Source organism: Pseudomonas ulcerans (assembly GCF_036324125.1).
GTDB lineage: Bacteria > Pseudomonadota > Gammaproteobacteria > Pseudomonadales > Pseudomonadaceae > Aquipseudomonas > Aquipseudomonas ulcerans.
This window is the reverse complement of the sequence record NZ_JAZDQN010000013.1, coordinates 1-19,229: the sequence shown is the minus strand read 5'-3', so window position 1 is coordinate 19,229 and position 19,229 is coordinate 1. Positions and strand designations below refer to the sequence as shown.

General features: G+C 63.7%; 25 protein-coding genes. 16 read left to right on the top strand and 9 right to left on the bottom strand.

Features of this window, described 5'->3' with window-relative positions; all coding sequences use genetic code 11:
• Nucleotides 1–35: 35 nt before the first annotated feature.
• The 5 genes from lptB to V0R59_RS14040 are packed head-to-tail and all read right to left on the bottom strand — an operon-like array spanning nt 36 to nt 3,351.
• Complete coding sequence (gene lptB / locus V0R59_RS14060) at nt 36–761, bottom strand: LPS export ABC transporter ATP-binding protein (RefSeq protein ID WP_330074863.1); 726 nt, start codon at nt 759–761, stop codon at nt 36–38.
• Nucleotides 761–1,288, bottom strand: a complete 528-nt coding sequence (lptA, locus tag V0R59_RS14055) for a lipopolysaccharide transport periplasmic protein LptA (RefSeq protein WP_330074862.1) — start codon at nt 1,286–1,288, stop codon at nt 761–763. The genes lptB and lptA overlap by 1 nt, the downstream gene beginning before the upstream one ends.
• Nucleotides 1,275–1,847, bottom strand: coding sequence for an LPS export ABC transporter periplasmic protein LptC (gene lptC, locus V0R59_RS14050; RefSeq protein ID WP_330074861.1), 573 nt, complete (start codon nt 1,845–1,847; stop codon nt 1,275–1,277). The genes lptA and lptC overlap by 14 nt, the downstream gene beginning before the upstream one ends.
• Nucleotides 1,848–1,855: 8 nt before the next feature.
• The gene (locus tag V0R59_RS14045) at nt 1,856–2,377 is read right to left on the bottom strand and encodes a KdsC family phosphatase (RefSeq protein ID WP_042120742.1); all 522 of its coding nucleotides are present in this window, start codon (nt 2,375–2,377) and stop codon (nt 1,856–1,858) included.
• Nucleotides 2,377–3,351 carry a KpsF/GutQ family sugar-phosphate isomerase gene (locus V0R59_RS14040; protein ID WP_330074860.1) on the bottom strand — a complete coding sequence of 325 codons (975 nt, stop codon included), beginning with the start codon at nt 3,349–3,351 and terminating at the stop codon, nt 2,377–2,379. Before V0R59_RS14040 ends, V0R59_RS14045 begins: the two co-directional genes overlap by 1 nt.
• Between V0R59_RS14040 and V0R59_RS14035 the strand changes: the two genes are divergently transcribed.
• The 15 genes from V0R59_RS14035 (at nt 3,350) to V0R59_RS13965 (ending at nt 14,589) form a co-directional block, all read left to right on the top strand.
• Entirely contained in the window at nt 3,350–3,484 is a 135-nt protein-coding gene (locus tag V0R59_RS14035; protein ID WP_330074859.1) for a hypothetical protein, read from the top strand. The genes V0R59_RS14040 and V0R59_RS14035 overlap by 2 nt on opposite strands.
• Before the next feature lie 158 nt (nt 3,485–3,642).
• Nucleotides 3,643–4,452 carry an ATP-binding cassette domain-containing protein gene (locus V0R59_RS14030; RefSeq protein WP_330074858.1) on the top strand — a complete coding sequence of 270 codons (810 nt, stop codon included), beginning with the start codon at nt 3,643–3,645 and terminating at the stop codon, nt 4,450–4,452.
• Nucleotides 4,453–5,250, top strand: coding sequence for a lipid asymmetry maintenance ABC transporter permease subunit MlaE (gene mlaE / locus V0R59_RS14025; RefSeq protein WP_330074857.1), 798 nt, complete (start codon nt 4,453–4,455; stop codon nt 5,248–5,250).
• Nucleotides 5,250–5,717 (top strand): outer membrane lipid asymmetry maintenance protein MlaD, encoded by a 468-nt coding sequence (mlaD, locus tag V0R59_RS14020; RefSeq protein ID WP_330074856.1) that lies wholly within the window; start codon nt 5,250–5,252, stop codon nt 5,715–5,717. The genes mlaE and mlaD overlap by 1 nt, the downstream gene beginning before the upstream one ends.
• A 9-nt stretch (nt 5,718–5,726) precedes the next feature.
• Nucleotides 5,727–6,380 carry an MlaC/ttg2D family ABC transporter substrate-binding protein gene (locus tag V0R59_RS14015; RefSeq protein ID WP_330074855.1) on the top strand — a complete coding sequence of 218 codons (654 nt, stop codon included), beginning with the start codon at nt 5,727–5,729 and terminating at the stop codon, nt 6,378–6,380.
• Complete coding sequence (locus V0R59_RS14010; RefSeq protein ID WP_330074854.1) at nt 6,377–6,682, top strand: STAS domain-containing protein; 306 nt, start codon at nt 6,377–6,379, stop codon at nt 6,680–6,682. Before V0R59_RS14015 ends, V0R59_RS14010 begins: the two co-directional genes overlap by 4 nt.
• Nucleotides 6,683–6,798: 116 nt before the next feature.
• Nucleotides 6,799–7,038 carry a BolA family protein gene (locus tag V0R59_RS14005; protein ID WP_009398240.1) on the top strand — a complete coding sequence of 80 codons (240 nt, stop codon included), beginning with the start codon at nt 6,799–6,801 and terminating at the stop codon, nt 7,036–7,038.
• A 22-nt stretch (nt 7,039–7,060) separates the two neighbouring features.
• Nucleotides 7,061–8,326 (top strand): UDP-N-acetylglucosamine 1-carboxyvinyltransferase, encoded by a 1,266-nt coding sequence (murA, locus tag V0R59_RS14000; protein ID WP_330074853.1) that lies wholly within the window; start codon nt 7,061–7,063, stop codon nt 8,324–8,326.
• A gap of 108 nt (nt 8,327–8,434) precedes the next feature.
• On the top strand, nt 8,435–9,070 hold the full coding sequence (gene hisG, locus V0R59_RS13995; protein ID WP_330074852.1) for an ATP phosphoribosyltransferase: 636 nt from the start codon (nt 8,435–8,437) through the stop codon (nt 9,068–9,070).
• A gap of 125 nt (nt 9,071–9,195) precedes the next feature.
• On the top strand, nt 9,196–10,521 hold the full coding sequence (gene hisD, locus V0R59_RS13990; protein ID WP_330074851.1) for a histidinol dehydrogenase: 1,326 nt from the start codon (nt 9,196–9,198) through the stop codon (nt 10,519–10,521).
• A gap of 2 nt (nt 10,522–10,523) precedes the next feature.
• Nucleotides 10,524–11,570 carry a histidinol-phosphate transaminase gene (gene hisC / locus V0R59_RS13985; RefSeq protein ID WP_330074850.1) on the top strand — a complete coding sequence of 349 codons (1,047 nt, stop codon included), beginning with the start codon at nt 10,524–10,526 and terminating at the stop codon, nt 11,568–11,570.
• A 181-nt stretch (nt 11,571–11,751) separates the two neighbouring features.
• Entirely contained in the window at nt 11,752–12,402 is a 651-nt protein-coding gene (locus tag V0R59_RS13980) for a FadR/GntR family transcriptional regulator (RefSeq protein WP_330074849.1), read from the top strand.
• Nucleotides 12,403–12,417: 15 nt separating this feature from the next.
• Nucleotides 12,418–13,695 (top strand): CynX/NimT family MFS transporter, encoded by a 1,278-nt coding sequence (locus V0R59_RS13975; RefSeq protein WP_330074848.1) that lies wholly within the window; start codon nt 12,418–12,420, stop codon nt 13,693–13,695.
• 91 nt (nt 13,696–13,786) lie between these two features.
• Complete coding sequence (locus V0R59_RS13970) at nt 13,787–14,257, top strand: nuclear transport factor 2 family protein (protein ID WP_330074847.1); 471 nt, start codon at nt 13,787–13,789, stop codon at nt 14,255–14,257.
• Nucleotides 14,258–14,301: 44 nt separating this feature from the next.
• Nucleotides 14,302–14,589, top strand: coding sequence for a GIY-YIG nuclease family protein (locus tag V0R59_RS13965; RefSeq protein WP_330074846.1), 288 nt, complete (start codon nt 14,302–14,304; stop codon nt 14,587–14,589).
• A 7-nt stretch (nt 14,590–14,596) separates the two neighbouring features.
• Here the strand turns inward: V0R59_RS13965 and V0R59_RS13960 are convergent, their stop codons facing one another.
• The 3 genes from V0R59_RS13960 to yejK form a co-directional block, all read right to left on the bottom strand.
• On the bottom strand, nt 14,597–15,019 hold the full coding sequence (locus tag V0R59_RS13960) for a hypothetical protein (protein WP_330074845.1): 423 nt from the start codon (nt 15,017–15,019) through the stop codon (nt 14,597–14,599).
• 33 nt (nt 15,020–15,052) lie between these two features.
• A complete protein-coding gene (locus V0R59_RS13955; protein WP_330074844.1) occupies nt 15,053–16,264 on the bottom strand; it encodes a DUF2599 domain-containing protein in 1,212 nt (403 codons plus the stop codon).
• Between the two features lie 115 nt (nt 16,265–16,379).
• Nucleotides 16,380–17,387 carry a nucleoid-associated protein YejK gene (gene yejK / locus V0R59_RS13950; RefSeq protein ID WP_330074843.1) on the bottom strand — a complete coding sequence of 336 codons (1,008 nt, stop codon included), beginning with the start codon at nt 17,385–17,387 and terminating at the stop codon, nt 16,380–16,382.
• Between the two features lie 410 nt (nt 17,388–17,797).
• On the opposite strand from yejK, the gene V0R59_RS13945 reads away from it, so the two are divergent.
• A complete protein-coding gene (locus V0R59_RS13945) occupies nt 17,798–18,079 on the top strand; it encodes an HU family DNA-binding protein (RefSeq protein ID WP_330074842.1) in 282 nt (93 codons plus the stop codon).
• Between the two features lie 74 nt (nt 18,080–18,153).
• Here the strand turns inward: V0R59_RS13945 and rlmF are convergent, their stop codons facing one another.
• Nucleotides 18,154–19,110, bottom strand: a complete 957-nt coding sequence (gene rlmF / locus V0R59_RS13940; RefSeq protein ID WP_330074841.1) for a 23S rRNA (adenine(1618)-N(6))-methyltransferase RlmF — start codon at nt 19,108–19,110, stop codon at nt 18,154–18,156.
• Nucleotides 19,111–19,229: the final 119 nt, after the last annotated feature.

The window sequence follows — 19,229 nt, the reverse complement described above, 5'->3', positions numbered from 1 at the left end:
TGAATGCCAGCGCTCGGTCACTCCGGTACGTCGACCTACAGGCGGAACTCGTGGCCGAGGTACACCTCTTTCACCAGCTGGTTGGCCAGGATGGTTTCCGAATCGCCTTCGGCAATCAGCTGGCCATCGTTGACGATGTAAGCGGTTTCGCAGATATCCAGGGTTTCACGGACGTTGTGGTCGGTGATCAGGACGCCGATGCCCTTGGCCTTCAGGTGATGGATGATCTGCTTGATGTCGCCGACCGAGATCGGGTCGACACCGGCAAAGGGTTCGTCGAGCAGGATGAACTTCGGCGCGGTAGCCAGGGCCCGGGCGATTTCCACGCGACGACGTTCGCCACCGGACAGGCTCATGCCGAGGTTGTCACGGATGTGGCTGATGTGGAATTCCTGCAGCAGGCTTTCCAGCTCCTTGCGCCGTCCATCGCGGTCGAGGTCCTGGCGGGTTTCCAGGATCGCCATGATGTTGTCGGCGACCGACAGCTTGCGGAAGATCGAGGCTTCCTGCGGCAGGTAGCCGATACCGGCGCGGGCACGACCGTGCATCGGCTGGTGGCTGACATCCAGGTCGTCGATCAGCACGCGACCCTGGTCGGCCTGGACCAGCCCGACGATCATGTAGAAGCATGTGGTCTTGCCAGCGCCGTTGGGGCCGAGCAGTCCGACGATCTGGCCGCTGTCGATGGACAGGCTGACGTCGCGCACGACTTGCCGGCTCTTGTAGCTCTTGGCCAGGTGCTGGGCTTTGAGAGTTGCCATTACTCGGCCTTCTTCTTCGGCTGGATCACCATGTCGATGCGCTGACGTGGTGTCTTGATGTCTTTCCCGCCGCGGCCGGCGGTAGCGACCTGGGTCTTCGAGTTGTAGACGATCTTCTCGCCTTCGGTGGTATTGCCTGCGTTGATCACTCGGGCCTGGTCGGTGAGGATGATCAGGTCCTTGCCGGCCTGGTACTGGATCTGCTTGGCATAGCCTTGCATCTTGTCCGGCTTGGCGGCGTCCTGTTGCTGCTCGAAATAGGCCAGGTTGCCGACCGAGGTGGCGGTGTCGATATCGCCGGCCTGGTTCAGGGTGACGGTCACGACGTTGCCTTTGATCATCATCGAACCCTGGGTGATGATCACGTCGCCCGTGTAGGTGGCGACCTTGTTCTTGTCGTCCATCTGGGCGCTGTCGGCCTGGATGCGAACGGGCTGCTCGCGATCGTTGGGCAGGGACCAAGCGCTCGCGCTTCCCAGTGCCGCGCTCAGGCTGAGCAAATAAGGGAGGGTTTTAACGAGCCTCATACTGTCCTCTTACGTTGGACAGCAGGTCCATCCTGCCGTCTTTCAAATACGCTTTCATTCCCTTGCCCGTAGTCACGCCACCGGCGCCGTCGATTCTAACGTCTTGCTCGGTTTGCGCATATTGCTTCTGCGGGAATACCGTCATGCGACTGGAGGTGATGATGGTGGTGCGATTCTGCTCGTCGGTACGGGCCACGCGCACGGCGTCGATCAACTCGACCTCGGTGCCGTCCGGGTTGACCTCGCCGCGCTCGCTCTGCACATGCCAGGGGAAGGTGGTGCCACGGTACATCTGCAGGTCCGGCTTGGTCAGCAGGGTGACTTCGCTGGCCTTGAGGTGCTCGACCTTGTCCGCGGTCATTTCGTACTGCAGCTTGCCGTCGGGCAGGAACTGCACACTGTGGGCGTTGATGGCGTAGTAGTCGATGGCGCTTTCGTCGACCTGTGCGACCGGCTGGTCGAGGAAGCGCTCGGGCACGATGTTCCAGTAGCCGATCGCCGCGAAAAGCGCGGCGATCACGCTGAACAGCGCAATGTTGCGAATCTTCTTGCTGAACATGACGGGCTCTACAGGTAGTGGGCGTTTGCTGCTTCCAGGTTGCCCTGGGCTTGCAGGATCAGTTCGCAGAATTCACGTGCCGCGCCTTCGCCGCCGCGGGCCTGGGTCACGCCGTGGGCATGCTCGCGGACGAACGCCGCGGCATTGGCCACCGCCATGCCCAGGCCGACCCGGCGGATCACCGGCAGGTCGGGCAGGTCGTCGCCCAGGTAGGCAACCTCTTCATAGCTTAGGCCGAGCTGGGCGAGAAGCTCGTCCAGCACCACCAGTTTGTCCTCGCGGCCCTGGTACAGGTGCGGAATGCCGAGGTTCTTCGCCCGGCGCTCGACCACCGGGGTCTTGCGTCCGCTGATGATCGCGGTGGTGACTCCGCTGTTCATCAGCATCTTGATGCCCTGGCCGTCGAGGGTGTTGAAGGTCTTGAATTCGCTGCCGTCTTCCAGGAAGTACAGGCGGCCGTCGGTGAGCACGCCGTCCACGTCGAAGACTGCCAGCTTGATGGCTTTGCCGCGTTGCAACAGGGTATTCATCACATCACTCCGGCGCGCAGCAGGTCGTGCATGTTCAAGGCGCCGACGGGACGGTCGGCCTTGTCGACGACCACCAGCGCGCTGATCTTGTGGTCTTCCATGATCTTCAGGGCCTCGGCGGCGAGCATTTCGGCGCGGGCGGTCTTGCCGTGGACGGTCATGACCTCTTCGATCAGGGTCTTGTGTACATCGATGTTGCGGTCGAGGCTGCGGCGCAGGTCGCCGTCGGTGAAGATCCCGGCGAGGCTGCCGTCGGCTTCGGCCACCACGGTCATGCCCAGGCCCTTGCGCGACATTTCCAGCAGGGCGTCCTTGAGCAGGGTGCCGCGCTGTACCTGCGGCAACTCGTCGCCGGCGTGCATGACGTTCTCCACCTTCAGCAGCAGGCGGCGGCCCAGGGCGCCGCCTGGATGCGAGAAGGCGAAGTCTTCGGCGGTGAAGCCACGCGCTTCTAGCAGGGCGATGGCCAGGGCGTCGCCCAGTACCAGGGCGGCGGTGGTAGAGGAGGTCGGGGCCAGGTTCAGCGGGCAGGCTTCCTGGGCCACGCGGGCGTCGAGGTTGACCTCGGCGGCCTTGGCCAGTGGCGAGTCGGGGTTGCCGGTGAGGCTGACGAGCTTGATGCCCAGGCGCTTGATCAGCGGCAGCAGGGTGACGATTTCGGCGGTGGAGCCGGAGTTGGACAGCGCCAGGATGATGTCGTCCCGGGTGATCATGCCCATGTCGCCGTGGCTGGCCTCGGCGGGGTGGACGAAGAACGCCGGGGTTCCGGTGCTGGCCAGGGTCGCGGCGATCTTGTTGCCGATGTGCCCGGATTTGCCCATGCCTACCACGACAACGCGGCCCTTGCTGCCCAGGATCAGTTCGCACGCCTTGACGAAGTCGGCGTCGATATGGGCCAGCAGGCCTTCTACCGCTTCGATTTCGAGGCGGATGGTGCGTTGTGCGGATTGGATCAGGTCGGTGGATTGGCTCATGTCGGAAATCGGTTTGCCTGATGAAAAGGTCGCGATTATAGCGGTAATGCGCGAAAGCCTCACCTGCGGATTGGCCCCGGGCAGCCTGTTGGAGCGTTTTGGCGCGACGCGGTTCCGTCGCACGATGGCATGAAAATGCCTGTACCGGGCCTGAACAGGCCGCGTCATGGCCTTGGGAAGGGCTTGCCAGCGGTGCTATAGTTCGCCACCAGTTCGGCCCGCTCGATAGCTGCGTGCCTCCACGAAGGGGGCGTGCGTCAGAGCGACAAGGCTGCATCGCAAGGAGTCTAGATGAGCGTTGATAACGCCTACGCGGTCGAGTTGAAGGGCGTCACCTTCAAGCGCGGCTCGCGCAGCATCTTCAATAATGTCGACATACGCATTCCCAAGGGCAAGGTCACCGGCATCATGGGGCCTTCCGGCTGTGGCAAGACCACGCTGCTGCGCCTGATGGGCGCGCAGTTGCGGCCGGCCAGCGGCGAGGTCTGGGTCGCCGGGCAGAACCTGCCGGCCCTGTCGCGCAGCGACCTGTTCGACGCGCGCAAGCAGATGGGCGTGCTGTTCCAGAGTGGCGCGCTGTTCACCGACCTCGACGTGTTCGAGAACGTCGCCTTCCCGCTGCGCGTTCATACCGGGCTTTCCGAGGAAATGATCCGCGACATCGTCCTGATGAAACTCCAGGCCGTGGGCCTGCGGGGCGCTATCGAGCTGATGCCGGACGAGCTGTCCGGTGGCATGAAGCGTCGCGTGGCGCTGGCCCGGGCGATCGCCCTGGACCCGCAGATCCTCATGTACGACGAGCCGTTCGTCGGTCAGGACCCGATCGCCATGGGCGTGCTGGTGCGTCTGATCCGCCTGCTCAACGATGCCCTCGGCATCACCAGCATCGTGGTTTCCCACGACCTGGCGGAAACCGCCAGCATCGCCGACTACATTTACGTCGTCGGCGATGGCCAGGTGCTCGGCCAGGGTACCCCGGCCGAGCTGATGGATTCGGACAACCCGCGCATCCGCCAATTCATGAAGGGCGACCCGGACGGACCGGTGCCTTTCCATTTTCCTGCGCCTGACTACCGCGCCGATCTGCTGGGGAAGCGTTAGATGCGCAGAAAATCCTTACTCGAACGTATCCGCCGTTTCGGCCGTTCGGCCATCGACGTGGTCGCGGTCATGGGGCGTTCCTGCCTGTTCCTGCTGCATGCCCTGGTGGGGCGTGGCGGTATCGGCGGCGGCTTCCAGCTGCTGGTGCGCCAGCTGTATTCGGTGGGCGTGCTGTCGTTGGCGATCATCGTCGTTTCCGGCATCTTCATCGGCATGGTCCTGGCCCTGCAGGGCTTCAGCATCCTGACCAAGTACGGTTCGGAGCAGGCCGTGGGGCAGATGGTCGCCCTGACCCTGCTGCGTGAACTCGGGCCGGTGGTGACCGCGCTGCTGTTCGCCGGGCGCGCAGGTTCCGCGCTGACCGCCGAGATCGGCAACATGAAATCCACGGAGCAATTGTCCAGCCTGGAGATGATCGGCGTCGACCCGCTCAAGTACATCGTCGCACCACGGCTGTGGGCCGGCTTCATCTCCCTGCCGCTGCTGGCGATGATCTTCAGTGTCGTCGGCATCTGGGGCGGCTCGTGGGTCGCGGTCGACTGGTTGGGGGTCTACGAAGGCTCGTTCTGGGCCAACATGCAGAACAGCGTGTCCTTCACCGACGACGTGCTCAACGGGGTCATCAAGAGCGTTGTCTTTGCCTTCGTCGTGACCTGGATCGCCGTATTCCAAGGCTATGACTGCGAGCCCACCTCAGAGGGGATCAGTCGTGCCACCACCAGGACCGTGGTCTATGCCTCGCTGGCAGTCCTTGGCCTGGACTTCATTTTGACCGCCCTGATGTTTGGAGATTTCTGATGCAAAACCGCACCCTGGAAATCGGTGTCGGCCTGTTCCTCCTGGCCGGGATCCTGGCGCTGATCCTGCTGGCCCTGCGCGTCAGTGGCCTGTCCGCCAGCCCCAGCAGCGATACCTATAAACTTTATGCGAATTTCGACAATATCGCCGGTTTGACTGTCAGAGCAAAAGTGACCATGGCCGGTGTGACCATCGGCAAGGTCACTGCCATCGATCTGGACCGCGAAACCTACACCGGTCGGGTGACGTTGCAGCTGGACAAGAGCGTGGACAACCTGCCCTCCGACTCCACCGCATCGATCCTGACCGCCGGGTTGCTCGGCGAGAAGTACATCGGCATCAGCGTTGGCGGTGAAGACACCGTGCTCAAGGATGGCGGGACCATCCACGACACTCAGTCGGCGCTGGTGCTGGAAGATCTGATCGGCAAGTTCCTGCTCAATACCGTAGGCAAAGAAGCTAAATAAGGAGTTTCCATGATTTCGATCCTGCGACGCGGCCTGCTGGTACTGCTGGCGGCCCTGCCGATGCTGGCCCAGGCGGCACCGGGTCAATCGGCCCATGACGTGATTCAAGGCACCACCACCCAGTTGCTCAACGACCTCAAGGCGAACAAGGAGCAGTACAAGGCCAATCCCGGCCAGTTCTACGATTCGCTGAACAACATCCTGGGGCCCGTGGTGGATGCGGACGGCATCTCCAAGAGCATCATGACCGTGAAGTACTCGCGCCAGGCCTCGCCTGACCAGATGAAGCGCTTCCAGGAAAACTTCAAACGCAGCCTGATGCAGTTCTATGGCAACGCCTTGCTGGAGTACAACAACCAGGGCATCACCGTCGATCCGGCCAAGGCCGAGGATGGCGATCGCGCCACCGTCGGCATGAAGGTCACCGGTACCAACGGTGCGGTCTACCCGGTGTCCTACACCCTGCAGAAGCTTCAGGGCGAGTGGAAGGTGCGTAACGTCATCGTCAACGGCATCAACATCGGCAAGCTGTTCCGCGACCAGTTCGCCGATGCCATGCAGCGCAACGGCAATGACCTCGACAAGACCATCGACAACTGGGCGGGCGAAGTCGCCAAGGCCAAGGCGGTCACCGAGGACGCGGCGGAGAAGCAGGCGCAATGAGCGTAGGCAGCGTGCAACTGGCCGAGCCGGGCGTTCTGAGCCTGGCCGGCACCCTCGACTACCGCTCCGGGCCGCAGTTGCGCAAGCAGGGCGCGGCGCTGATCGCATCGAGCCCGGCCAGCGCGCTGGTCCTCGATTGCACCGCGGTGCAGCAGTCCAGCAGCGTCGGGTTGTCCCTGCTGCTGGCGTTCATGCGCGACGCCAAGGCGGCGGGCAAGGGCTGCGAGGTGCGTGGCATGCCCCACGGCATGCGCGAGATCGCCGAGGTCTACGGGCTGGACGATATCCTCGCGTTGCAATGACCGTGTGAAATAACCGAAGCCCCTCTGTCAGAGTCCTCGTTTACGGGGTTCGCAGGCGAGGGGCTTTTTTGTATGATGGCCGACCCGCGCGCACAGGGCGCCGATTGAGGTTGAGCATGCAGGCCGTAGAAGTTAAGAACTTCCTTGAAGAAAAGTTGCCGGGAACCCGGGTCGAAGTTGAGGGCGAAGGCTGCAACTTCCAGTTGAACGTGATCAGCGACGAAATCGCGGCCCTGAGCCCGGTCAAGCGTCAGCAACAGATCTACGCTCACCTTAATCCGTGGATCACCGATGGCCGCATTCACGCGGTTACCATGAAATTTTTCAGCAGCGCAGCCTGGGCTGAGCGCACCTGAGCCAACTGGCGCGAGACTCCAAATGGACAAACTGATTATTACTGGCGGCGTTCGCCTCGACGGCGAAATCCGCATTTCCGGCGCGAAGAACGCGGCCCTGCCGATTCTCTCGGCCACCCTGCTGTGCGACGGCCCGGTCACCGTGGGCAACCTGCCGCACCTGCACGACATCACCACCATGATCGAGCTGTTCGGTCGCATGGGCATCGAGCCCGTGATCGACGAGAAGCTCTCGGTGGAAATCGACCCGCGCACCATCAAGACCCTGGTCGCGCCGTATGAGCTGGTCAAGACCATGCGCGCCTCGATCCTGGTCCTGGGTCCGATGGTCGCCCGTTTCGGTGAAGCCGAAGTGGCCCTGCCTGGCGGCTGCGCCATCGGTTCGCGTCCGGTCGACCTGCACATCCGCGGTCTTGAAGCCATGGGCGCGAAGATCGAGGTCGAAGGCGGCTACATCAAGGCCAAGGCACCTGAAGGCGGCCTGCGCGGCGCGCACTTCTTCTTCGACACCGTCAGCGTGACCGGTACCGAGAACATCATGATGGCCGCTGCCCTGGCCAAGGGCCGCAGCGTCCTGCAGAACGCCGCACGCGAGCCGGAAGTGGTCGACCTGGCCAACTTCCTGATTGCCATGGGCGCCAAGATCCAGGGCGCCGGTACCGACACCATCACCATCGATGGCGTCGAGCGCCTGGGCTCGGCCACCTACCGCGTGATGCCGGACCGTATCGAGACCGGTACCTACCTGGTCGCTGCTGCCGTCACCGGCGGTCGCGTCAAGGTCAAGGACACCGATCCGACCATCCTTGAAGCCGTCCTCGAAAAACTCAAGGAAGCCGGCGCCGAGATCTCCACCGGTGAAGACTGGATCGAGCTGGACATGCACGGCAAGCGGCCGAAAGCCGTCAACCTGCGTACCGCCCCGTATCCGGCGTTCCCGACCGACATGCAGGCGCAGTTCATCTCCCTCAACGCCATTGCCGAAGGCACCGGCGCGGTGATCGAGACGATCTTCGAAAACCGCTTCATGCACGTCTACGAAATGCACCGCATGGGCGCGCAGATCCAGGTCGAAGGCAACACCGCCATCGTCACCGGCACCAAGGCCCTCAAGGGTGCGCCGGTCATGGCCACCGACCTGCGGGCTTCCGCCAGCCTGGTGCTGTCGGCCCTGGTGGCCGAAGGCGACACCCTGATCGATCGCATCTACCACATCGACCGTGGCTACGAGTGCATCGAGGAAAAACTGCAGATGCTGGGCGCGAAGATCCGTCGCGTACCGGGCTAGACCTGTTCGGGGCGCAAGGATGCGCCTATGATCGCTGCACCGAATCGAACGCCGTCGGGCGCCCCCATGGGCCCGGCGGCTGAAGCCGCATAAGGACCGACGTTTCCCATGTTGACCATCGCGCTGTCCAAGGGCCGCATTCTCGACGATACCCTGCCGCTGCTGGCGGAAGCGGGCATCGTTCCGACCGAGAATCCGGACAAGAGCCGCAAACTGATCATCCCCACGACCCAGGACGACGTACGCCTGCTGATCGTGCGGGCCACCGACGTGCCGACCTATGTCGAGCATGGCGCCGCCGATCTGGGTGTGGCCGGCAAGGACGTGCTGATGGAATACGGTGGCCAGGGCATGTACGAGCCGCTGGACCTGAACATCGCCCGCTGCAAGCTGATGACCGCCGGTGCCATTGGCGCGCCGGAGCCCAAGGGGCGTCTGCGGGTCGCTACCAAGTTCGTCAACGTAGCCAAGCGCTACTATGCCGAGCAGGGCCGCCAGGTCGACATCATCAAACTGTACGGCTCGATGGAGCTGGCACCGCTGGTCAACCTCGCCGACAAGATCATCGACGTCGTCGACACCGGCAATACCCTGCGCGCCAATGGCCTGGAACCCCAGGAACTCATCGCGACCGTCAGCTCCCGCCTGGTGGTCAACAAGGCATCGATGAAGATGCAGCACGCCCGTATCCAGAGCCTGATCGACACCCTGCGTCAGGCCGTGGAGTCGCGACACCGCGGCTGACCCTGTGCGCGACTTCGTGTCGCGCCCGTCTATCCGCGTCATAGCCAAATACCTCGGGTGCCCGCGCGGATGGACTGGTAGCTTCAGGGCGCCTGAACCATTCGCCAATTACCGAGGCTTTAGCTATGACCACGTCCACTGCAATTCGCCGACTCAATGCCGCTGACCCGGATTTCGCCCGACATCTGGATCATCTGCTGAGCTGGGAAAGCGTGTCCGACGACGCGGTCAACCAGCGGGTTCTCGACATCATCCAGGCCGTGCGCGAGCGCGGCGACGCGGCGCTGGTGGAGTTCACCCAGCGTTTCGACGGCGTCCAGGCCCAGTCCATCGATGACCTGATCCTCGGCCGCGAGCGCCTGGAACTGGCCCTGACCCGCATCACCGCGGAGCAGCGCCAGGCCCTGGAAAAGGCCGCCGAGCGCGTGCGCCTTTACCACGAGCGGCAGAAGCAGGATTCCTGGAGCTACACCGAGGCCGACGGCACCGTGCTCGGCCAGAAGGTCACGCCGCTGGACCGCGCCGGCCTGTACGTGCCGGGCGGCAAGGCGTCCTACCCGTCTTCCGTGCTGATGAACGCCATTCCGGCCAAGGTCGCCGGGGTCAGTGAAGTGGTCATGGTGGTGCCGACCCCGCGTGGCGAGGTCAATGAGCTGGTGCTCGCGGCGGCCTGCATCGCCGGCGTCGACCGCGTCTTCACCATCGGCGGCGCCCAGGCGGTCGCGGCCCTGGCCTACGGTACCGAGAGCGTGCCGCAGGTGGACAAGGTGGTCGGCCCGGGCAACATCTATGTGGCGACTGCCAAGCGCCACGTGTTCGGCCAGGTCGGCATCGACATGATTGCCGGCCCGTCGGAAATCCTCGTGGTCTGCGACGGCCAGACCGATCCGGACTGGATCGCCATGGACCTGTTCTCCCAGGCCGAACACGATGAAGACGCCCAGTCGATCCTGGTCAGCCCGGACGCCGACTTCCTCGACCGTGTCGCCGCCAGCATCGACAAGCTGCTGCCGACCATGGACCGCGCCGAGATCATCCGTACCTCCATCGATGGCCGTGGTGCGCTGATCCAGGTCCGCGACATGGCGCAGGCCATCGAAGTGGCCAACCGCATCGCCCCGGAGCACCTGGAGCTGTCGGTGGCCGATCCGCAGGCCTGGCTGCCGCAGATCCGCCATGCCGGTGCGATCTTCATGGGGCGCCACACCAGCGAGGCGCTGGGCGACTACTGCGCGGGCCCGAACCACGTGCTGCCGACCTCCGGCACCGCGCGTTTCTCCTCGCCACTGGGGGTGTATGACTTCCAGAAGCGTTCGTCGATCATCTTCTGCTCCGAACAGGGCGCTTCCGAGCTGGGCAAGACCGCGTCGGTCCTGGCGCGTGGCGAATCCCTCAGCGCCCATGCGCGCAGTGCCGAATACCGTATCCTTGCCGACCAAGAGGGCAACTGAACATGAGCAAATTCTGGAGCCCCTTCGTCAAGGACCTGGTGCCTTACGTACCGGGCGAGCAGCCGAAGCTGACCAAGCTGGTCAAGCTCAACACCAACGAAAACCCGTACGGTCCGTCGCCAAAGGCGCTGGAAGCCATGCGCGGCGAACTCAACGACAACCTGCGCCTGTACCCGGACCCCAACAGCGACCTGCTCAAGCAGGCCGTGGCCCGCTACTACAGCGTCCAGCCGAACCAGGTGTTCCTCGGCAACGGCTCGGACGAGGTGCTGGCGCACATCTTCCACGGCCTGTTCCAGCACGACGCGCCGCTGTTGTTCCCGGATATCAGCTACAGCTTCTATCCGGTCTACTGCGGCCTGTACGGCATTCCGTTCGAGCCGGTGGCGCTGGACGCGCAATTCCAGATCCGCGTCGAGGACTACCGCCGCGCCAATGCCGGGATCATCTTCCCCAACCCGAACGCGCCGACCGGCTGCCTGCTGGCCCTGGAGGCCATCGAGCAGTTGCTGCAGGCCAACACCGAGTCGGTGGTGGTGGTGGACGAGGCCTACATCGACTTCGGTGGCGAGACGGCCATCAGCCTGGTGGATTGCTACCCGAACCTGCTGGTGACCCAGACCCTGTCCAAGTCGCGCTCCCTGGCCGGCCTGCGGGTCGGTCTGGCAGTGGGCCACCCGGACCTGATCGAGGCGCTGGAGCGAGTGAAGAACAGCTTCAACTCCTACCCGCTGGACCGCATCGCCATCGTCGGTGCCACGGCCGCGTTCGAAGACCAGGTGTATTTCGAGGAGACCTGCAACAAGGTCATCGCCAGCCGCGAGAAGCTGGTGGCCGAGCTGAATGCCCGTGGCTTCGAGGTGCTTCCATCGGCGGCCAACTTCATCTTTGCCCGTCATCCTGGCAAGGACGCCGCCGGAATCGCCGCCTCGCTGCGTGAGCAGGGCGTGATCGTGCGGCACTTCAAGTTGCCGCGGATCGACCAGTTCCTGCGGATCTCCATCGGTACCGAAGAGCAAAACCAGGCGTTGCTTGACGCCTTGAACTGATCCGCAAGCCCATCGCGGGTAAACCCGCTCCCACAGGATTTCGTAAACCCTGTAGGAGCGGGTTTACCCGCGATGGGGCCCTGAAGCTCACTACAAATTCCCCTATCGGTTTGCATTTCTCGGAAACAACCCGTTACTCTTGCCCTCTCTAAATTCATCCGATGATTGGATGTAAGTGCTCATGCCCCAGCTCATCAAACGCTCCCTGGTCGAACAAGCCGTCGACCAACTCCGCCAACGCATCACCCGCGGCACCTGGACGGTTGGTCAGCGCCTGCCCACCGAGCCGGAACTGGCTGCCGAGCTGGGCATCAGTCGCAACACCGTGCGTGAAGCCATGCGCGTGCTGGCCTTCAGCGGCCTGGTGGAAGTGCGCCAGGGCGATGGCAGCTACCTGCGCACCGCCTCCGATCCGCTGTCGGCGATGCAGGCGTTGTCTGGCTGCAGCCTGGAGCACGCCCGGGAAACCCGGCACCTGCTGGAAGCCGAAGCCATAGGCCTGGCTGCCCTGCGTCGCACCGAGCAGGACCTGGCGGGCCTGCGCGAGGCCTTGCACCACAGCGGCACGCACTTTCACGGCGACCTGGATGACTACATCCGCTGCGACCTGACCTTCCACCAGCGCCTGGTGGACGCCGCGCACAATCCCGCGCTGAGCGAGCTGTACCGTTACTTCTCCAGCGTAGTGGCGATGAAGCTGGAACAGAGCATGAGCCGGTTGCCGCGCAACCAGGCGGTTTTCGACCTGCATGTCGCGATCCTCGAGGCCGTCGAACAACAAGATCCTGCGCGGGCCAAGGCCCTCAGCCGGACGTTGATCAATGAACCCTGACTTTTCGAGACTGCCATGGGCCAAGACCTGAACACCAAGCCGACGCCCCGCGGGCCCGTGCTTGAAGAACTGCTTATCGATGCCGAAGCCGACGATGCCGCGCTTCAACCTCCGTCCCGCCTGCCAAAGGCCTGGCTGCTGTTGCTTGGCCTGGTGCTGGTGGCGCTGAACCTGCGTCCGGCGCTGTCGAGCATGGCGCCGCTGCTGGGCGATGTGTCGCGCAGCCTCGGCCTGAGCGGCTCGCAGGCCGGCCTGCTGACGACGTTGCCAGTGCTCTGCCTGGGGCTGTTCGCCCCGCTGGCGCCCGCGCTGGCACGGCGTTTCGGCAGCGAGCGGGTGATCCTCGGCATCCTGCTCTGTCTCGCCGGCGGGATCGCCCTGCGCAGCGCCTTCGGCAGCGTCGGGCTGTTCGTCGGCAGCCTGATCGCCGGAGCCAGCATCGGCGTGATCGGCGTATTGCTGCCGGGCATCGTCAAGCGCGACTTCCCGGCCCATGCCGGGCTGCTGATGGGCATCTACACCATGGCCCTGTGCCTTGGCGCGGCACTGGCGGCGGGGGCGAGCGTGCCTTTGAGCCACGCCTTCGGTGACAGCTGGGCCCTTGGCCTGGGCTTCTGGCTGGTACCGGCGCTGGTGGCGGCGCTGTTCTGGCTGCCGCAGGCCCGGCAAGGCCATGGCGCCCATCATGCGGCGTTCCGCGTGCGCGGCCTGTGGCGCGATCCGCTGGCCTGGCAGGTGACCTTGTACATGGGCCTGCAGTCGTCGCTGGCCTACATCGTCTTCGGCTGGCTGCCGTCGATCCTCATCGGTCGCGGCCTGAGCCCGACCGAGGCCGGGCTGGTCCTGTCCGGCTCGGTGATCGTGCAACTGGTCAGCGCCCTGACCGCGCCGATGCTGGCGACCCGCGGCAAGGACCAGCGCCTGGCCATCGTGGTGGTGATGGTGCTGACCCTCGCCGGCCTGTTCGGTTGCCTGTATGCGCCGCTCGGCGGCCTGTGGGGCTGGGCGGTGGTGCTGGGGATCGGGCAGGGCGGTACCTTCGCCTTGGCGCTGACCCTGATCGTGCTGCGCTCCCGGGATTCCCATGTCGCCGCCAACCTGTCGAGCATGGCCCAGGGCGTCGGCTATACGCTGGCCTCGGCCGGGCCATTCGCGGTGGGCCTGGTGCACGATTTGACCGGAGGCTGGGGCGCGGTGGGCTGGATCTTCGCGGTGCTCGGCGCCGGCGCCATCCTCTTCGGCCTCAAGGCCGGACGCTCGCTGCATGTGCAGGTGGTCAGCGAGCGTATCTGAGGACATGCCATTCGTCCGGTTGATGGTGCTGGCCTTGTGCTCTCGGCCGGACTATCGTGCAGCGTTCAGCCTTCCGGTGATGGAACCCGTCATGAGCGATGCCAACAGTGACCTGATCAACCGTTTCTACCAGGCCTTCCAGCGTCTCGACGCCGAGGCCATGGTTGCCTGCTACAGCCCCGACATCGTCTTCAGCGACCCGGCCTTCGGCACGTTGCGCGGCAAGGATGCCGGCGATATGTGGCGCATGCTCACCAGCCGCGCCAAGGATTTCTCCCTGACCTTCGACAGTGTGCGCGCCGACGAGCGCGGCGGCTCGGCCCACTGGGTGGCGACCTACCTGTTCAGCCAGACCGGGCGGGTGGTGGTCAACGATATCCGCGCCACCTTCGTGATTCGCGATGGCCTGATCGTCGAGCACCACGATGTCTTTGACTTCTGGCGCTGGTCGCGCCAGGCCCTGGGGACCCCGGGCTTGTTGCTGGGCTGGACGCCGTTCCTGCGCGGCAAGGTGGGACAGCAGGCGCTGAAGGGGCTGCGCGCGTTCCAGGGCGGGCGCTGAGGCGGTAAGCTGTCGGCTCCCGTCGTCAGAAACTGCCTTTCATCGTGACCGAAGCCGCCACTCCCGTTGCCGACAAACCCTGGTACGTCTATCTGGTGCGAGCTGCCAATGGCTCGTTGTACTGCGGCATCAGCGACAACCCCGAACGACGTTTCGCCGCCCACCAGAAAGGCCAGGGTGCGCGCTATTTCAGCACCAGCCCGGCGGTGGCGCTGGTGTATGTCGAGCAATGGCCGGACAAGTCCCAGGCCCTGCGCCATGAACGCCTGATCAAGGCCTTGCGCAAAAGCGCGAAGGAAGCGTTGGTGGCTTCCTTCGCGGCTCAGCGGTAGGGGTTGCTCACGGTGCGTTGCAGTTGTTCATCGCCTTGTACGCATCGAGCGAGGTCGTTTCCCGTCGAGGCTCAAGGGTGATTGGATTGGGTACCGGCGAACGACTCAATTGGCATTCCAGTTGGAGCCTCGCGCTGTTGCGTGTCTGCTCTTTGCTCAGTTTGGGGCTCTGCCATTCCGGATCCTGCGAATACTTTGCGTAAATCTGCTCGAAAATGGCGTCGGTGTCGGCGGCGGTGTAGGTGCATCCCGACCCGGTCAGGGTGATCTGCAGGCTGGGGTAGGTTGAAAAGTATGCATTTACCTTTTCCACACCCCATTTCGCGCTTTCGATGTACTCGGAGCAGTCCGGGTCGGCCATGGCGCTGGCCGCAGGTAGCGCGCCCAGTGCCACGAACAGGATGAACCATGAGGGCTTGAGGGTTTTCATGGTGGTACCTCTCGGCTGTAGAGAATGGCAGCTTCAGTTGTCGCATTGCCTGGCGATCGACTCCTCGATGCCAATCAGTGCTCGGTGTGGCTCCAGCGTCCATTCGGGGGCATAGCGTAGTTTGATGAAGGAACAGGTCAGTTGCCGGCGCATGCTCAGGATGTTCTGCGGGTAGCTGCCGGACGCACCTTGCCAGGCGGGGTCGCGGTAGTAGCGTGCGGCCAGTTCGTTGAAGAAGTTGTTGGTCTGGTCATCCCGCACTTCGCGGCCGCAGGCACTCGGTACGACGACCAGGCTCTTCTTGCCGGGCGAGCCTGGCAGGTCGACGAAGCGGGCGCTGTCGAAGTACTTGTCGCACTTGTTCGGCCCGGTGGTGGGCTGGATCACCTGGTCCGCAGGGTTGTAGCTGAACCTGGCGTCGGCATTGATCGTGGCTGGCAGGTCCAGCTTGACCAGGGGCAGGAAACGCTTGCTCGCGTTCCACCATTCGATCTGGTTCACCCTGCCATTCTCCAGTCCTGACTCTGTGGAGGAGGGCGGCACGGTATAGAACAGGCTCTCGACCGGTGGATTGTTGGGTGGCTCGTCGCCCCAGGTGGCGATGCGCAGTTCGTTCTGCACCGGAAACAGGGTTTCACCGCCGAGGTTGCGTGCCTCGATCATCGCCATGAAGGCCGGAGCGGCATGGGCGTCGCGGCGGTCGCGGACATCGAAGCTGCAGATCTCGCTGTACTTGACCTTGTCGGCGGGATATCGCTTGATCCACTCCTGCCCGGTGTAGACGCCGATCACGTCGCAGTTGCTTTCCACTGCCGGCGTCTGCACATGGTCGGTGCAGCCCCGGTCCTTGCGGTTGTCCGTGCCGCCGTCGTTGGGGTAGGCACAGAGCACCTCGTAGCTCTTGTTGCGCGGATTCTCGAATACCGGGAACAGGATTAAGCCGCTGTTGCGTCCATAGACGAGGCTCTTGAACTTGGCGTCCTTGCGCAGGTAAGAGGCCGAGATGGCCCCGGAGCTGATATTTTTTTCCTGGGGCACCCAGAACTTCGGCGTGGCGGTGGCGCGGATGATGACGCCCGAGCAGAGAAACGCCGGCTTGGAGCGAGCGCCGCAGTCGGAGGGGGTCTTGGCATAGCGGTCATTCAGTGCTTTGGCCGTGTCCTCGCCCGGACCGGCCTGGGCCATGGTCGCGGTGAGTGCCGCAACAAGTGTCAGGCAGCAGCCTGATGTCACGAGCGTCTTCATGTCTTCTCCTTCGAGCAGGCCGGCCCCGTTGGCTACGGGGTGCGGCGGTGTTCGAAGGCTAAGCAGGCGGGCATCCTGGTCGCTACTGACAAAAATGCCAGTTCAGATCAGCGGTTCAGTCCTTGCGGCGCTTCAACTGGTCGGTCAACTGGGTCGGCAAGCCCTTGATGATCAGGGTCCCGGCTTCCTCGTCGTATTCGATCTTCGAGCCCAGCAGATGGGCCTCGAAGCTGATCGACAGACCCTCGGCGCGGCCGGTGAAGCGGCGGAATTGATTGAGGGTACGCTTGTCCGCCGGGATCTCCGGCGACAGGCCGTAGTCCTTGTTGCGGATATGGTCGTAGAAGGCTTTCGGCCGGTCTTCGTCGATCAGGCTCGACAGTTCTTCCAGGGTCACCGGTTCGCCTGCCTTGCTCTGGCTGGTGGCGTACTCGACCAGGGTCTGGGTCTTCTCGCGCGCGGCTTCTTCCGGCAAGTCCTCGCTTTCGACGAAGTCGCTGAAGGCCTTGAGCAGGGTGCGGGTCTCGCCCGGGCCGTCGACACCTTCCTGGCAGCCGATGAAGTCACGGAAGTAGTCCGAGACCTTCTTGCCGTTCTTGCCCTTGATGAAGGAGATGTACTGCTTCGAATTCTGGTTGTTGCGCCATTCGGAAATATTGATGCGCGCGGCCAGGTGCAGCTGGCTGAGGTCGAGGTGGCGGGACGGGGTGACGTCCAGCTCGGCGTTCACCGCCACGCCTTCGCTATGGTGCAGCAGGGCGATGGCCAGGTAGTCGGTCATGCCTTGCTGGTAGTGGGCGAACAGGACATGGCCGCCGACCGAGAGGTTGGATTCCTCCATCAGCTTTTGCAGGTGCTCGACCGCAACACGGCTGAATTCGGTGAAGGTCTTTTCGCTGTCCAGGTATTCCTTCAGCCAGCCGCTGAACGGATGGGCGCCGGACTCGGCGTGGAACAGGCCCCAGGCCTTGCCTTGCTTGGCGTTGTAGCTGTCGTTGAGGTCGGCCAGGAGGTTTTCGATGGCGGTCGACTCGGCCAGTTCGGAGTCGCGTGCGTGCAGTACCGCAGGGCTGCCATCGGGTTTCTTGTCGATCAGGTGGACGATGCAATGACGGATCGGCATGGAATTCTCGGCTCAATGAAGGGGCGCGCGCGGGCGTGGCAAAGTTGCCAAGTGTAACCCAGCCGGGCCTGGGGACGGGGTTCTGCGGCGTGTTGGCTGGCGCGAGGTTCGTTTTTCGTTCTGTTTTTTGCGATATTTTGTGTAAACCCCCGAAAAACCTAAAGATTTGCGCCAGGCGAAGCGGATATTTATCTATTCCTGTGGTAGTTTTGCCCGGTCTTGCGCCCCCCGTGCGGCGCAGTGCTGGCAGACCGCTGGCGTCCCGTCGAACCAATCGCATTTTTAGGTATCTACATACGCGATTGGCAAAATGGATGTATCCCGGCCACCGCCACTACGCGGCGCCGGAACCGATGGCTGACGCGGCACTCTGCAAACCCACTGAATTTGATTAGGGAAGGAACATCACCATGGCATTGACCAAAGACCAACTGATCGCCGATATCGCTGAAGCTATCGACGCGCCGAAAACCACCGCGCGTAACGCTCTGGAGCAACTGGGCCAGATCGTTGCTGATCAACTGGAAAACGGCGCCGAAATCACCCTGCCAGGCATTGGCAAGCTGAAAATCACCGAGCGTCCTGCCCGTACCGGCCGTAACCCTTCGACTGGCGCTGCCATCGAAATCGCTGCCAAGAAAGTCGTGAAGTTCGTTCCAGCCAAAGTGCTGACCGACGCAGTCAACAAGTAAGTTGTAGACCGCTCGAAAAAAAACCGCGCCGGGTGCGAACCCGACGCGGTTTTTTCATGCCTGCCGACTGGCGTTCACTTGCCGTGGAAGCGCTGCGAGCACCACTGCAGGCGCGCCTGTGCATCCTGGAAGGTCCAGGCCACCAGGCGGCTCTGTTTCTGCCCCTGGCCCATCTCCAGCACCCGTTGTTCGACCGCTCCCGCCTTCTTCAGCGCCGCCTCGATGCCGGGCAGGTTGGAGGCTTTCGACACCAGGCTGCTGAACCACAGCACCTGCTGGCCCAGCGCCTTGCTCTCCTGCACCAGTTGGCTGACGAAACGGATCTCGCCGCCTTCGCACCACAGCTCGTTGTTCTGCCCGCCGAAGTTCAGCACCGGCAGCTTGCGCTTCGGGTCTGCCTTGCCCAGGGCACGCCACTTGCGCTGGCTGCCGCGGGTGGCTTCCTCGCGCGAGGCGTGGAAGGGCGGGTTGCACAGGGTCAGGTCGAAGCGTTCCTCGGCGGCCAGCAGGCCGGCGAGGATGTGCTTGCTATTGCCCTGCTGGCGCAGGCTGATGAACTTGCCAAGGCCGTTGGCCTGGACGATGGCCTTGGCCGAAGCCAGGGCCACCGGGTCGATGTCGGAGCCGGCGAAGCGCCAGCGGTAGTCCGCATTGCCCAGCAGCGGATAGATGCAGTTGGCACCGACGCCGATGTCCAGGGCCTGGACCTGCGCACCACGGGGGATTTCCCCGCCGTTTTCCTCGGCCAGCAGGTCGGCCAGGGCGTGCAGGTAGTCGGCCCGCCCGGGGATTGGCGGGCACAGATAGTCGGCGGGGATATCCCAGAACTGGATACCGTACTGGGCCTTCAGCAACGCACGGTTGAACACCCGCACCGCCTCCGGATCGGCGAAGTCGATGCTCGGCTTGCCGTAGGGATTGGTGATGGTGAAACGGGCGAGGTCCGGGAGGGCCTTGATCAGGGCGGGGAAGTCGTAGCGGCCTTGATGGCGGTTGCGTGGGTGCAAGGTGGGTTTGTCGGGTTTGGTCATGGTCGTGGGCTTGCCCTGGCGCGGGCCTGTGGGAGCGGGGGGTTTGACGGGACGCTGCAGGAGGGGAGGAGTGAGGAAGACACTAGAGAAGCACCCCACACAAAGCGACCGGCGGTGGA

Coding starts and splice junctions, on each gene's coding strand:
- lptB (WP_330074863.1), bottom strand. CDS start 761: ATGGCAACTCTCAAAGCCCAGCACCTGGCCAAGAGCTACAAGAGCCGG.
- lptA (WP_330074862.1), bottom strand. CDS start 1,288: ATGAGGCTCGTTAAAACCCTCCCTTATTTGCTCAGCCTGAGCGCGGCA.
- lptC (WP_330074861.1), bottom strand. CDS start 1,847: ATGTTCAGCAAGAAGATTCGCAACATTGCGCTGTTCAGCGTGATCGCC.
- V0R59_RS14045 (WP_042120742.1), bottom strand. CDS start 2,377: ATGAATACCCTGTTGCAACGCGGCAAAGCCATCAAGCTGGCAGTCTTC.
- V0R59_RS14035 (WP_330074859.1), top strand. CDS start 3,350: ATGTCGGAAATCGGTTTGCCTGATGAAAAGGTCGCGATTATAGCGGTA.
- V0R59_RS14040 (WP_330074860.1), bottom strand. CDS start 3,351: ATGAGCCAATCCACCGACCTGATCCAATCCGCACAACGCACCATCCGC.
- V0R59_RS14030 (WP_330074858.1), top strand. CDS start 3,643: ATGAGCGTTGATAACGCCTACGCGGTCGAGTTGAAGGGCGTCACCTTC.
- mlaE (WP_330074857.1), top strand. CDS start 4,453: ATGCGCAGAAAATCCTTACTCGAACGTATCCGCCGTTTCGGCCGTTCG.
- mlaD (WP_330074856.1), top strand. CDS start 5,250: ATGCAAAACCGCACCCTGGAAATCGGTGTCGGCCTGTTCCTCCTGGCC.
- V0R59_RS14015 (WP_330074855.1), top strand. CDS start 5,727: ATGATTTCGATCCTGCGACGCGGCCTGCTGGTACTGCTGGCGGCCCTG.
- V0R59_RS14010 (WP_330074854.1), top strand. CDS start 6,377: ATGAGCGTAGGCAGCGTGCAACTGGCCGAGCCGGGCGTTCTGAGCCTG.
- V0R59_RS14005 (WP_009398240.1), top strand. CDS start 6,799: ATGCAGGCCGTAGAAGTTAAGAACTTCCTTGAAGAAAAGTTGCCGGGA.
- murA (WP_330074853.1), top strand. CDS start 7,061: ATGGACAAACTGATTATTACTGGCGGCGTTCGCCTCGACGGCGAAATC.
- hisG (WP_330074852.1), top strand. CDS start 8,435: ATGTTGACCATCGCGCTGTCCAAGGGCCGCATTCTCGACGATACCCTG.
- hisD (WP_330074851.1), top strand. CDS start 9,196: ATGACCACGTCCACTGCAATTCGCCGACTCAATGCCGCTGACCCGGAT.
- hisC (WP_330074850.1), top strand. CDS start 10,524: ATGAGCAAATTCTGGAGCCCCTTCGTCAAGGACCTGGTGCCTTACGTA.
- V0R59_RS13980 (WP_330074849.1), top strand. CDS start 11,752: ATGCCCCAGCTCATCAAACGCTCCCTGGTCGAACAAGCCGTCGACCAA.
- V0R59_RS13975 (WP_330074848.1), top strand. CDS start 12,418: ATGGGCCAAGACCTGAACACCAAGCCGACGCCCCGCGGGCCCGTGCTT.
- V0R59_RS13970 (WP_330074847.1), top strand. CDS start 13,787: ATGAGCGATGCCAACAGTGACCTGATCAACCGTTTCTACCAGGCCTTC.
- V0R59_RS13960 (WP_330074845.1), bottom strand. CDS start 15,019: ATGAAAACCCTCAAGCCCTCATGGTTCATCCTGTTCGTGGCACTGGGC.
- V0R59_RS13955 (WP_330074844.1), bottom strand. CDS start 16,264: ATGAAGACGCTCGTGACATCAGGCTGCTGCCTGACACTTGTTGCGGCA.
- yejK (WP_330074843.1), bottom strand. CDS start 17,387: ATGCCGATCCGTCATTGCATCGTCCACCTGATCGACAAGAAACCCGAT.
- V0R59_RS13945 (WP_330074842.1), top strand. CDS start 17,798: ATGGCATTGACCAAAGACCAACTGATCGCCGATATCGCTGAAGCTATC.
- rlmF (WP_330074841.1), bottom strand. CDS start 19,110: ATGACCAAACCCGACAAACCCACCTTGCACCCACGCAACCGCCATCAA.